10 protein-coding genes and 1 pseudogene are annotated in these 13,830 nt (G+C 36.7%); 4 read left to right on the forward strand and 7 right to left on the reverse strand.

The window, feature by feature from the left end:
• Nucleotide 1: 1 nt before the first annotated feature.
• From BXU11_RS10325 to argS, 3 genes are all read right to left on the reverse strand, one after another.
• Entirely contained in the window at nt 2-1,330 is a 1,329-nt protein-coding gene (locus tag BXU11_RS10325) for a LysM peptidoglycan-binding domain-containing protein (RefSeq protein ID WP_189318524.1), read from the reverse strand.
• Nucleotides 1,331-1,394: 64 nt separating this feature from the next.
• On the reverse strand, nt 1,395-2,873 hold the full coding sequence (locus BXU11_RS10330) for a membrane protein (protein ID WP_024981281.1): 1,479 nt from the start codon (nt 2,871-2,873) through the stop codon (nt 1,395-1,397).
• 42 nt (nt 2,874-2,915) lie between these two features.
• Nucleotides 2,916-4,694: an arginine--tRNA ligase gene (gene argS, locus BXU11_RS10335; protein ID WP_078212470.1), complete on the reverse strand. Its 1,779-nt coding sequence runs from the start codon at nt 4,692-4,694 to the stop codon at nt 2,916-2,918.
• 343 nt (nt 4,695-5,037) lie between these two features.
• Here argS and BXU11_RS10340 point away from each other — a divergent pair.
• Together BXU11_RS10340 and BXU11_RS10345 are read left to right on the forward strand one after the other, a co-directional pair.
• Nucleotides 5,038-7,451, forward strand: a pseudogene (locus tag BXU11_RS10340) (TonB-dependent receptor domain-containing protein).
• A gap of 239 nt (nt 7,452-7,690) precedes the next feature.
• Nucleotides 7,691-9,190, forward strand: a complete 1,500-nt coding sequence (locus tag BXU11_RS10345; protein ID WP_078212471.1) for an IS5 family transposase — start codon at nt 7,691-7,693, stop codon at nt 9,188-9,190.
• A gap of 214 nt (nt 9,191-9,404) precedes the next feature.
• On the opposite strand, the gene BXU11_RS10350 is transcribed toward BXU11_RS10345, so the two are convergent.
• From BXU11_RS10350 to BXU11_RS10365, 4 genes are all read right to left on the reverse strand, one after another.
• Nucleotides 9,405-9,641: a hypothetical protein gene (locus BXU11_RS10350; protein ID WP_078212472.1), complete on the reverse strand. Its 237-nt coding sequence runs from the start codon at nt 9,639-9,641 to the stop codon at nt 9,405-9,407.
• A 170-nt stretch (nt 9,642-9,811) separates the two neighbouring features.
• The gene (locus BXU11_RS10355) at nt 9,812-10,261 is read right to left on the reverse strand and encodes a MarR family winged helix-turn-helix transcriptional regulator (RefSeq protein ID WP_078212473.1); all 450 of its coding nucleotides are present in this window, start codon (nt 10,259-10,261) and stop codon (nt 9,812-9,814) included.
• 2 nt (nt 10,262-10,263) lie between these two features.
• Nucleotides 10,264-10,746, reverse strand: coding sequence for a glutathione peroxidase (locus BXU11_RS10360; protein ID WP_255373938.1), 483 nt, complete (start codon nt 10,744-10,746; stop codon nt 10,264-10,266).
• Nucleotides 10,747-11,354: 608 nt separating this feature from the next.
• Entirely contained in the window at nt 11,355-12,773 is a 1,419-nt protein-coding gene (locus BXU11_RS10365; protein WP_078212474.1) for an APC family permease, read from the reverse strand.
• A gap of 344 nt (nt 12,774-13,117) precedes the next feature.
• Between BXU11_RS10365 and BXU11_RS10370 the strand changes: the two genes are divergently transcribed.
• Both BXU11_RS10370 and BXU11_RS10375 read left to right on the forward strand, forming a co-directional pair.
• Nucleotides 13,118-13,468 carry a lysozyme inhibitor LprI family protein gene (locus tag BXU11_RS10370; RefSeq protein WP_078212475.1) on the forward strand — a complete coding sequence of 117 codons (351 nt, stop codon included), beginning with the start codon at nt 13,118-13,120 and terminating at the stop codon, nt 13,466-13,468.
• Between the two features lie 3 nt (nt 13,469-13,471).
• A complete protein-coding gene (locus BXU11_RS10375) occupies nt 13,472-13,813 on the forward strand; it encodes an iron chaperone (protein ID WP_078212476.1) in 342 nt (113 codons plus the stop codon).
• Nucleotides 13,814-13,830: the final 17 nt, after the last annotated feature.

Below are 13,830 nucleotides of genomic sequence, written 5' to 3' on the forward strand. Positions count from 1 at the left end.
GTTATTTATTAAATTCTTTAAAAGTAGTCATCAACATATTCGAGAGCATATTGCCTTGTAATTGATAACCGTTTGTGGTGTAATGTACGCGGTCAGGACTCATTAGTCCTTTACCATACATTTTATTCACGTCATGCATCCCGCCCAAAGTTTGAAACAAATCCCAAACTGCATAGTGTCCTAAAGTAGCGTAGTTCACCAAAATCTTGGCGTACTCATCCACAAAAGTATTTAGCTTATGGTGTGCCAAATAGGAAGGTGGTGGCGTTATGATCAAAACATCGACATTGGGTTGCTGTGTTCTGACTTTCAACAAAAATTCTTGCACTTGTTTTAAATACACCAAAGGAGCAATTTTTCCGTAGGATTCATTGGTACCCAAAGAAACAATAATTAAATCAGGCTGTAGTGCATTTAGTTGTTCAAAAAACAACGGATGTTTATTGTAATCCGAATATTTAGCGCCGTTAACACCTATGTTATGATACAAAATACCTGGTTCATTATTCTCTAAAACAATACCATTCAGAGCGTACAAAGACTCCTCTTTATTGGGCAAAATCACAAAACGATCCATGGCTTTATCCGAGGTACAAAAATGATAATTTGCAGCTTTCTCCAACGGATTTGCGTGGTACTGCGTGCGCACCATCGATTTTTCGGTGGTTTGATCGGTTGGAATTTTCAAGGTCTTCCCGGCAGTGATTTTGGTATTCGTTAGTTTATTTTCCTTTTTAAGTTGCGCTACGCTGATGTTGTATTTATCGGCTATAGTTGACAAAGATTCCCCTTTTTTAATAGTATGCACTACTTTTTTGGGCACCGCTTTGACGGTTACTTTTTTCTCAATATCGCCCACTTGTTCAAAAAGCGTGGCATTGTTTGGCGTGATTATTTTTAAGGTAGTAAAGTAATCTTCTTTGTTTTTAACTTGTAACGAAAGTCGCAAACTCTTGGACGTACTGGTCAATGAAAACCCACAAATCCCCACTGGACTGTCATTGAGAGGCAAGATGTTTTTATAGTTACTCCATTTTACATTAGAGGAAAAACGAACATCAGATGCTCCGTTGGTATGAGCCAAGGAATGCGGAAATACTAATCCGCGACCTCCATTGCCAAAGTATTGCTGTAAATTATCTCTGGTTACCGAAGTCATCACATCGCCTTGGATATGCGAATCACCTACGTGAACAATGTTTATTTTTCCTTTTTTATCGGTTTGCAATGCTTTTAATTTTGAAAAAAAGGTGGATAATTCAACCCCATTTTGAATTCTTTGTGGGTAAAATTCTTGTCCAGAAAACTCATTTGTTGTCAAAAAAACCATAAGCACAAGTATAAATGTGTTGCTAAAAAACTTGTCAAAACTCAGCACAACCTTAGAAATAGCATCAGTTTTCATTTCCTTCGTCCGTTTTTGTCCCCTCGGGTACTAAATTTAAAGTATCGACAACTGGTTTTGCGTTCATCACTTTGACCTTACTGCGGAGTCTTTTATATTCTTGATATCCATTCATAAGATGTTGGTACAACATACCCGCCACTTTTTTAGAACCTCGCATGTTAAAATGCGTATAATCCTTGTTGGCCATCACGGGCTCTTCATCCGCCCATTTGATCATGGAGCCATCGCCTCCCATCAAAGTATACAGATTAACATAACCCGATTGGGTTTTTAATGCATAATTACGTTGCGCATGGGTTAAGGGTACTACGGCCGAATCGGTTTTCATTTCGGTCTTATATTTCGTGGCTTTATCGGCTGTAGAAATAATCAATATTGAAGCGCCGGGAAATCCTTCACGCAGACGGTTTACGGTTTTGGTCATGCTTCGAGCGTACCAATTATAATCTTTGGTTCCATAATTTAGCACATTCGTTCCGTAATGAAGGACAATCAAATTGTAATTTAATTTTTTATGAAAAGCCTGCATCAATGCGGGATCAAATTTTGAGATTGGAATTCCTGAATTACCTCTTTGGGAAAAATTATCAACATGAACTCCTTTACCATTGTCAAAATTAAATCCATAGATGGGTACCGATTTGGCATTGGTAAAACTCAAGCGTAAGCTTTTCAGACTTCCTTTTTTTAATACAATCGTATTGAGTCGATTGACAGCCGCTAAGGTTTTATGAATCGTATCCTTATCAATAGCATATTGTACTTGACCAAATAAATGATCAGAACTACCATAGAATAAAGTAGGATTATGTAACATATTCGTGTTCTTGGAGCGGCCAGCGGTATATTTAACCCAAGTTTCTTCCGAAGGATGATTGGCAAAAAACACTTGACCGTTGACACCAAAAGGACGAATTGGATTTTTTACATTCAAATACGATTGTTTCTTCCAATTGTTGGAAAACTCATGCAATACTGAACTTCTTGAGGCTGCCGATTCTGAACTGATCGATACAAAACCCACACCTTGCCCGCCAAAAGTATTTTGAAACGAGGAGCGAATGTCTTGCACAATCATATCGCCATCGGTCATAGAATCGCCAAAATACGCAATACGAACTTTGGCTTCTGGATTCTTTTCAACTTGGTACAATTGTTCAAAAAATGGAATCAAAAACTGATAACCTTTATAATTCTCTACGGTTTCTTCGGGAAAGGTAACGCCTAATACTTCTTCAAAAACAACCTTTTGATCCGACATGGTATCATTAGGCGTAGCCTCAGCTAGCTCAGGTTCGGACTCAAAAGCATCAATCAGCATACTATCAATAAGTACACTTTTGGTAGGCGATTTTGAAGCATCAAATATCCTTTTGGGCAACACTTCTTTAATGCCTAAAAAAAAGATAGCGGCTAATAAAAGGATACAAAAGGATCTAAAAAAATATGATTTTGGTGTTTTCACAAGTTTTGAATTGAAAAAGAATAAACTTATTAGTGTGACAATTTACATGCGTTCTGGAACATTAATTCCTAATAAACGGAAAGCTGCCGCAATCGTATCGGCTACTTTTTTGGACAATTGTACTCTAAAGGTTTTCTTTACAAGGTCTGCTTCACCTAAAATAGAAACGGCTTGGTAGAACGAATTGTACTCGCGCACCAACTCATACGTATAATTGGCAATCAACGCCGGACTATGATTTTGAGCCGCATTCTGAATCACTTCTGGAAACAACTCCAATTGTTTGATGAGTTCTTTTTCTTTTTCATTCAATTCGTTTAGAGCACTTGGCGCAGAAAAATCAAAAGCCGCTTTACGAATAATCGACTGGATTCTGGCATAAGTATATTGAATGAAAGGCCCTGTATTTCCAGCAAAATCTACAGATTCTTCTGGGTTAAACAAAATACGCTTTTTAGGGTCAACTTTTAGAATGTAATATTTCAAAGCTCCTAATCCAATGGTGCTATATAAAGCAGCCTTTTCTTCGGCTGAATATTCGTCTAATTTACCCAAATCTTCAGCAATTTTTTGAGCGGTATCCGTCATTTCTTGCATCAAGTCATCGGCATCTACAACAGTTCCTTCACGGCTTTTCATTTTTCCTGAAGGCAAATCTACCATTCCATACGAAAGATGATACAAGCTAGAAGCCCAGTCAAAACCTAGTTTTTTTAATATCAAAAACAATACTTTGAAATGGTAATCTTGCTCGTTTCCTACTGTGTACACCATTCCTCCTACATCAGACATGTCTTTTACACGCTGAATGGCGGTTCCAATATCTTGCGTCATATAAACCGCTGTCCCATCTGAACGCAAAACAATTTTACGATCCAAACCTTCATCGGTCAAGTCAATCCAAACCGAACCATCTGGGTCTCTTTCGAAAATACCTTTATCTAATCCTACTTGCACGACATCTTTTCCTAGCAAATAGGTATTGCTTTCGTAATAATAACTATCAAAATCAACTCCCAAATTCTTATAGGTAGTCGCAAAACCATCATATACCCATTGGTTCATTGTGCTCCAAAGTGCTTTCACCGCAGCATCACCCGCTTCCCATTTCAATAGCATTTCTTGGGCTTCCAAAAGAATAGGCGCTTGTTTTTTAGCTTCTTCTTCGGTTTTACCTTCGGCCATTAATTGGTTGATTTCTTCTTTATACGCTTTATCAAAAGCCACGTAATAATTCCCCACCAATTTATCTCCTTTCAAGCCTGTGCTTTCTGGAGTGGCGCCGTTTCCGAATTTTTGCCAAGCCAACATCGACTTGCAAATATGGATTCCTCTGTCGTTGATGATTTGTGTTTTGTATACTTTTTTTCCAGAAGCTTTGATAATTTCAGCAACGGAATATCCTAAAAGATTGTTTCTAACATGTCCTAAATGCAAAGGTTTATTAGTGTTAGGCGAAGAATATTCTACCATTACCGCTTTCGCATCTGGATTTGGCGTTACAAAACCATAATGAATATCGTCTTTGATTCCGTTGAAGAAATTCAAATAGTAGGCATCGGCAATGACAATGTTCAAAAAACCAGATACCACGTTAAAACGAGCCACTTCGGCTACATTTTCTACCAAATAATTTCCAATTTTGTTTCCTAACTCTACCGGACTACTTTTGATTACTTTCAATAAGGGAAAAATAACCAAGGTAATGTCTCCTTCGAATTCTTTTCGAGTCGCTTGAAATTCAACTTTATCAAGAGAAACGTCAAATAAGGTTTGAACGGCTTTATGAATAGACGGGGTAAGAATATTTTGTAATGACATGTAAACTGTGTTTTAAAAGTGGGCAAAGATACTGCTTATTTAGCAATTAGAAAACCGCTTATTTTATGAATATGTTCGATTTTTCCTAATACTATTCAAAAAAATAACAGTGCTTTCTGTTTTTTTTGAAATGGAATCAAAAAAAGATTTTACAGTGCTCTTTTCCAGCAATAAATCTCTGACTTAAAATCAATTAAAAGTAAATATTGTTTAATCAAAACGAGCCCGAAAAGCCTACAAAAAAGGGAATAATCGTCTCTCAAAGTAAACATTTCTTAATTTTTCTTGTAACATATCGCAAGCTTTAGCGTCTAAATAAATCATCAATCAAAATCAATCCATCATGAAAATCAAACTAATCACTTTTCTACTACTATGCGTAGTTGGAATAGGAACGGCACAAAATTCTGGAAAAATCACCGGAAAAATCACTGAAAAAACTTCAAACGCTCCGATATCTTATGCTATCGTTTCACTAAAAGATAACGGAAAAGTTGTCTCGGGCGCAAACACTGATGACAATGGCGAATTCACCATTAAGAATTTGGCTTTAAAAAGCTATACCATCGAAATTCAATACATCGGATTTAGAAAATACATCGGGTCAGCCATTTTAAGTGAAAACAAAAAAGAAGCCTCGTTCAAAGTTAGCTTAGAAGAAGAAGCAACACAATTGAAAGGCGTAAACATTGTTAGCGAACGCTCTACTATTGAACAAAAAATCGACCGAAAAGTAATCACTGTCGGAAAAGATTTGACCACGGCAGGTGCATCGGCTTCTGACATTATGAACAATATTCCTTCTGTAAATGTGGACCAAGACGGAAAATTATCGTTGCGTGGCAATGAAAATGTGCGTGTCTTAATTGACGGTAGACCGACCAACATTGACCCAGCGCAATTGCTAAAACAAATCCCATCGACTTCTATCAAAAAAATAGAATTGATTACCAATCCTAGTGCTAAATACAATCCTGAAGGAATGTCGGGCATCATCAATATCATCTTGCACAAAAATGCCAATACTGGTTTTAACGGAAGCTTTAGCGGTGGAATTACCTTTGGTGAAACTGCCAAATACAACCAATCTTTGGATATGAATTACAAAGTAGGCAAAGTGAATTTCTTTGGTAACGGAGGACGCAACTTTGGTACTTATTTCAACGATGGAAAAATCGCGAGATTGGACCAAGATTTAGTGCAACGATTAGATATTGCAAATGAAAACGATTCGTATTTGTACAAAGTGGGAATGGATTATTTAATCAACGACCACAATACCTTGTCTTTTTACACCAACCAAAACAAAGCGGATGGAACTGGAAATGTAAATACCAACATTGACTACAACAACGGTGGAACGATTGACAAAATTCTGCAAAAATCGACTTACGAAGGACCCAATCAAACAGGAACTTACAACTTGGCGTACAAACATATTTTCAAAAAAGAAGGCCACACGCTAGATGTAGAAGCCAACTTTAACGATTACAAAGAAACCCAAAGAGCAAGTTTTGATACCGAAACGACTACGACTAACAATACAAACAACACTGTTTTTTTCAAAGACAATATCAAAGATGCTCAAAAACTGAGTACTTTCAATGTGGATTATGTTAATCCAATCAACGAAAAATCAACACTTGAAGCAGGAGCCGAAGCCAGAATCACTAGAACAGAGAACAATTACAGCACTGGAAATCCATTAGTAGCTCCAGCCGACCAACAATCGAATTACACGTACGATATTGATATTTATTCTGCCTATGCCACTTTTGGTCAAAAATTCAAAAAGATTAGTTACCAATTAGGGCTCGTTTTGAAAGTTACAAAGTAGCTGCTAACCTAAACAGAGGAAAAACCACCTTTGATGACGATTACATTACTGTCTATCCTTCTGCTTATTTGACTTATAATTTGAATGAGAAAAATACGTTGCAATTCAGTTATAGCCGTCGTGTAGACCGTCCAGGTTTAGAGCAAACCAAACCTATCCGTGAATTTGCAACTCCTTTGGTGACTTCTTTTGGAAATCCAGAATTGCGTCCACAATTCACCAATTCGATTGAAGTGAATTATACCAAAGTGTTAGAAAAAGGAAGCATTACCGCAGGTGTATTCGTGAGAAGCATCAACGACCAAATCAGTCGTATCTTGTACCCTGATGAAAATGACCCAAGTGGACAAAGACAGATTTTGACTTACACCAACTTCGATAACAATACGGCTTCTGGATTTGAAGTGTCTGCCAATTATAAAATCACCAAATGGTGGGACATACAACCAGCTATTGATTTTTCGAGCATCAAACAACAAGGAGTAGTTTTTGCTTTTGACCCAGTAACCAACACCAGCAAACCTTTGGAAAGAAATGTAACTGTTTCAGCTTTCAACGGTCGATTGAATTCTAACTTCAAAGCCAACAAGCGCTTAAGCTTTTTACTTTTCGGATTCTACAGAGGAAGTGTGGATGGATTGCAAAATAACAGCAAAGAAATGTACAAAATTGACAGTGGTGCTCGCTATACTTTGCTAAACAACAAAATGAACATTAGTGTGCGTTTCAATGATATGTTCAACACTATGCGTTATGCTTTCGATGCTGAATATCCTTATCCACAAACTGGAGCATTTACTTGGGAAAGCCGAACAGTATACTTGGGTGTAACCTACGGTTTTGGTGGCGGAAAAAACAAAAGTTTACAACGCAAACAAAGAGATGACAATACGAATAAAGGAGGCGGAGGTATGTTTTAATCCAGAATCCTTTCCTTATTTTTTTTATTTTTTACTTGTAGAAAAAGAACCCCTAGAGACTGCCAACTCTAGGGGTTCTTTGTTTTGAAATGCACGGTGTAAAACAATAGTTACAATCGCATTTACTATTTAGGGCTTGCTGAAAAATTGCAAATCCAATAAGACACAGGTGTTTAGAGCTACTTTTTCTTGTTTAAATGCAAAGAATTCTTTATTTTTAAAGAAAAAAGCTTGCAGTTATGTTCAATTATACGGCACAAAACCAGTTGGAAATTTTTGATTTTAAAACCGAATTCCAGAGCAAATTAGACCCTAATAATAGATGGGTAAAAATGGCAAAACTCCTTGATTGGGACAGACTTGCAGAGGTTTATAGTCAGAATTTCAGTTCAACAATGGGTGCCAAAGGTATTGATGCCCGAATCATAATCGGTGCTTTGATAATCAAGCATATAGAGGCTAAAGATGATAGAGGCACCATAGATGCAATCAAGGAAAATCCATATATGCAGTTTTTTCTTGGTTTTGACCATTTCAGTTCAGAAGCAGTATTTGATCCGAGTCTCTTTGTACATATCAGAAAGCGTTTAGGCAATGGGGATTTTGACAAAATGAACCAAGTAATAATAGCCCAAGCGTTGAATTTAAACGAAAAAGACAAGACCAAAGAGGAACGAAAAAATACCGACGAAGATAATTTTTCGCACAATGACTCCAGTCACGAACCGACAAACAAAGGAAAGTTGCAGATGGATGCAACCATTGCAGATGCCCATATCAAATTTCCTACCGATTTGAGTTTATTAAACGATAGTCGTGAAAAATCAGAAAAGTTGATTGACAGACTATGTTTGTCACTAAGGCTGCCCAAACCAAGAACTTACCGCAGAGAGGCAAGAAAAAAATGGTTGAATTTATCCAAAAGCAAGAAGAATAGTTTTAAACAAATACAAAACGGCATCAAACAACAGCTCAATTATTTAAAAAGAAACATCAAAAGCATTGATAAAATACTGGAAGAAAATCCGTTGTCACTATGTTGTTTTGACAAGAAGGAATACAAATATCTGTTGGTCATAAAAGAATTGCACAGACAGCAATTGGAAATGTTCCAAGAGAAAAAGCATACCGTCTCGAACAGAATCGTGAGCATTCATCAACCCCATATTCGTCCGATGGTTCGAGGAAAACAAGGAAAGAAAGTTGAATTTGGAGCAAAGATAAACGTCAGTCTGCAACAAGGATATGCAAGAATAGACCAGTTCAATTATGAGACATTCAACGAAGGAACTTGTTTGATCGAACAAGTTGAGAATTACAAGAAACTCAACGAACACTATCCAGAACTGGTTCAGACAGATGAAATTTATATGAATCGTGAAAACAGGAAGTTCTTAAAAGACAGAAACATACGACACACTGGAAAACCATTGGGCAGAAAGCCCAAAGAAGATTTAAGTCGATATGAAAAAACCAAATTGAAAAATGAACGAGGGGAACGAAATCATATAGAAGGCAAATTCGGGCAAGGGAAATCAAAATACAAACTCAATAAGATTATGGCAAGATTGGCACAAACCAGCGAATCTTGGATAGGTGCCATATTCTTTGTGATGAATATTCTAAAGCTAAGCAAGGAATATTTTTGGCTCTTTTTGAATGGCCTGATTTTATCTCTTTTCTTAAGAAATCCCAATTATGAAAGTGATTATTTGGTGAAATTAAATCCAGTTATATGAAAATTGAGAATACTTTTTCAGCAAGCCCTATTTAGTTCTCTTGATTTTGATTGGATTTTGTCTAGTATCAAAAACATCAACTACTTCAATCGTATTCAGTTGATTATTGACGAAATAAATGATTTTATAATTTTTAAAAACTATATATCGAAACTCTTTAATTTATAATTCAAAAAAAACAACTAATTCTTAGAAAAATCGGTCCACTTGACTTTTAACTCCATTTTTCAATTTCTGTTAAAAGGTCATTCGCATCTGTTACTTTACCATTTTTAACATCTTCCAAAGACTTATTAATTCTTTTATGAAATTCATCTACTGTCATTGGATTCAGTTCTTCCTCATTCGCAGCTGTGTTCCTAAGTAACTTTTCAAATTGAGCAATCGTTTTCTCACTCTCTACTTTTAGAAAGTCTTGGATGAAATTTAATTTTCGTGTTTGTAAATCCATTTTCCAATCTTTTTTTCAAAATTACAAATTAAAATAACTCCTAAATTGCTTTATGACTATTTTAAAAATAAAGATTATACAACCTAATGAATTAAAAGACATTTTTTAGATAACTTTTTGCTCTAAAAACGAACAATAAAAGGCTACCTAAAGTAAGGAAAATACAACCACTATTCTTCACGCAACAACTCCACCAACTTAGTCAATGTTTTTTGAAAAGCTAGAAGCTCCTCTTGGCTGATAGAAGCATTCGCAAAAGATTCCATAATCTTTTGCGGAATGCAAACGGCTTGTTCTTTGAGTGCTTGCCCGCTTGCTGATAAAGTAACCAAAACGGCTCGTTCGTCTTTCGAAGAACGTGACCTAGTGAGCAATTCCTTTTGTTCCAGTCGTTTCAATAGAGGCGTCAATGTATTGGATTCTAAAGCCAAACGAGTGCCTATTTCTGTTACGGTTTGTGCGTTCTTTTCCCATAAAACCAGTAACACTAAATACTGTGGATACGTAATCCCCAAGTCTTCCAAAAAAGGAGTATACAGCTTTGTGGTCAAACGAGAAGCCGCATACAACGGAAAACAAAGTTGGTTCTCGAGATATAACGTGCTAAAATCTTTTTCCATTGTTAGAGGATTTCTTGAAGGTATTTTTCGATGGCTTCAGGGGTTGTAATCGGTGCAAAACGTCGTACAGGACGTCCGTTTTTATCGATAACAAATTTAGTGAAATTCCATTTTATGGTACTTCCCAAAATACCTCCTAAACTTGCTTTCAAATACACAAACAAAGGATGCGCTTGGCTTCCATTTACCTCAACTTTCGAAAACATTGGAAAACTAACACCATAATTGACTTGACAAAAGGTTTCAATTTCTGTCGCGTTTCCTTTTTCTTGCTTCCCGAATTGGTTGCAAGGAAATCCCAGAATCACCAAACCTTGACTCTCATATTTTTGATACAACTTTTCAAGACCTTCGTATTGAGGTGTTAATCCACATTGACTGGCGGTGTTGACAACGAGTATCGTTTTTCCTTTATAAGCACTCATTGGAATGCGTTTGCCTTGAATGGATTCGGCTTCAAAATCATAAAAAGACTGTTGCGAAATAGCCTTTCTCTTTTTCAATAAATAAGCCAAAGCTCCAGTGGACCAAAGTGCCCAAAGCACTAAAACAGGTTGAAAAAACAAACGAGTCAAACGCTTGTTATCAGTATTCAAACCAAAAGAATCGATGCCGTAATAGTACTGTGAAAGATTCCCAGGAAAAATCAAAATAAAGAATATACCAAGCGCTATTCCAACGTATAATTTTTGGCTCACCCAAAAAATAAGTGCTAAGCCCAAAGCCATTTCGACTATCCCTGAAGACAACACCACAAAATCCATAAAACCAGGGTCTGTTGTAAGCCATTTGGGAACTTGTGCTAAAAATGCCGTTCTGTTAAATGTTAAGTGACTTACACCTGCGTAAGTCATAAATGCGCCCAAAAGAATGCGCATACTGTTTTGAAAGAATGTTGTTTTCATTTTTATATCTTTTACGATTAAATCGTGTGCGATACAAATATAAATCATTTTATTTATGATTTATAAAAAAATCTAAAAAACTTGAGTGAGAAACTTCAAAAAAAAAACTGCTCCTTATTTGATAAAAAAAAGCAACGAAATACAATCCGTTGCTTTTATGGTTTCGTCTGATGCGTTTATTTTGAATTCTATTCTTTAGCCCCTTTACGTTGTGTGGCATAATACACTGGAATTCCAGTAAGCATAATCAATACACCCCAACCACAAGTAGAGAATTTGGTAAACAATAACGAAATACAAATGGCCGACGCGACAACAATGTACAAGCCTGGTAAAAAAGGATAACCAAATGCTTTATAGGGACGCTCAGCATTAGGCATTTTTTTACGTAAAATAAAAATTCCGTAAATGGTCAAAATATAAAAAATCAAGACAATGATGATCACAAAATCTAATAAATCACCATATTTACCCGTCAAGCACAAAGCCGAAGCCCAAATACATTGTGCCCAAAGTGCCCATTCTGGTACGCTATTTTTATTAAGTTGTGCTGCTTTTTTGAAAAACAAACCATCTTTAGCCATAGTATAATACACTCGTGATCCTGCCATGATCAGCCCGTTGTTACAGGCAAAAGTCGAAATCATGATCATCACCGCAATTATCACCGTGCCATAATCACCAAAAGTATATTGTGAAGCAACTACTGCTACCCTATCAGATTTGGCAGTGGCTATTTCTTGAAACGGAATTACCGCCAAAAACATCAAATTCGTTAGTACATAAATTATAGTAACTGTGAAAGTGCCCAAAAACAAACTCAACCCAACATTACGTTTAGGATTTTTCAATTCGGCCGCAATAAACGTAACACCATTCCAAGCATCACTAGAGAACAGAGAACCAACCATCGCCATTGAAATTCCGCTCAATAAAGCCACGCCAGTTATGGATTTCCATTCTCCGCTTGCAACGTCAAAAGACTTGGTGTTCCAAGTATCAGCCCAGTTTTGATTCCAAATGTCTGCCTTCGCGGCAAGCAAAAACCCGAAGATAATCAAGCCGAAAAGCGATAGAATTTTAATAATGGTCATTACTGTTTGCAACGTTTTACTGTCCTTTACCCCGCGGCTATTGAGATACGTTAAGAAAATAATGGTAATAATAGAAACAATTTGAGCAGCGTTGAGTTGAAAAGCTCCCAATTCGAATAGCAAATTTTCATCACTTAAAGAAGGTATTAAATACGCAGCAAATTTTGAAAAACCCACACCCACGGCAGCAATCGTACCGGTTTGAATGACTGCAAAAAAACTCCAACCGTAAAGAAACGCAATCAATTTGTTGTAGGCCTCTTTTAGGTATACGTATTGTCCGCCTGCATTGGGCATCATGGCACTCAATTCACCATAGCTCACGGCGGCAATCATGGTAATTAATCCAGAAATGAGCCATATTAAAATTAGCCAAGCCGATGATCCCACTTGTCGAGCAATATCGGCACTCACTATAAATATTCCTGAACCGATCATGGAACCAACTACGAGCATGGTGCCGTCTAAAAGTCCGAGTTCACGTTTAAAATCTTGGGGATTGTTGTCTTGCATGAGGTTTTTCTGTTTTGGTTTTAGTTGACTAAAGATATACTTTTTTGTGAAAAATCAGGAATTTTGAAAAAAGAATAGGATTCGAATGGATATAGAAAAATGCACAAATCATCCTATAAACTCAAAAGAGAGTGAAAGTTTTTTTAGTATTTTTGAAGATGTCTCCAAAAGGGTACTATGATGACTTTTAGCCCCGGGAGGAGCGGCATCCTTTGCTTTTTTTCTAAAGAAAAAGCAAAGATATAGCGGATCACGGGACTTTGATGGCTAAAAAGCCTCTTGTTACTGCTCCTAAAAATTAGCAAACTTAAAAAAGGAACTATTATCAATACTATTTTCCTCCCATGAAAAAACTTCTCCTGTCCCTATTCTTTTTGGTTTTTGCCGTTTCTGCTGCTACTGCACAAACGCAGTTAGAGATGAACGAAAAAGCTTCACTAGACTATAAAAAAGCCGATGCGGAACTCAACAAAGTCTATAAAAAGTTGGTTTCGCTTTTGGACAAAAATGAAAAAGTGTTACTCATTCAAGCGCAAAAAGACTGGATAAAATACAGAGATTCGCATTGTAAATATGAAGCCGACCCTTATACGGGTGGAAGCATAAAACCTTTAATTTTGTTGACTTGTTTGGAGGAAATCACCAAAGAAAGAACCAAGCATTTGAAAGAAAGTCTCAAAAATCAAAACCAATAAGTTATGGAAACCATAGCCTCTTATTTAGCGAAATTTCCCGAAGCGAGTCAGAAAAGAATGCATCAAATTAGAGCGCTCATTTTGGAAAAAGCACCCGAGGCTCAAGAAAGTATTAGCTACGGAATGCCCGCCTACAAAACCAATGGGAAGCCGTTGATTTACTTTGCGGCTTTCAAAAATCACATTGGTTTGTATGCCACGCCTTCTGGTCATTCGCATTTCGCTGAAGCATTTTCGTCCTACAAACAAGGTAAAGGCTCCGTCCAATTTCCGAATAAACAACCGCTTCCACTTGATTTAATCGCAGAAATAATAGCTTTCAGGGTAGAAGAAAACAAGAAATAGCCTTTTCAAAGCAACTA

The organism is Flavobacterium sp. LM5 (assembly GCF_002017945.1).
GTDB lineage: Bacteria > Bacteroidota > Bacteroidia > Flavobacteriales > Flavobacteriaceae > Flavobacterium > Flavobacterium succinicans.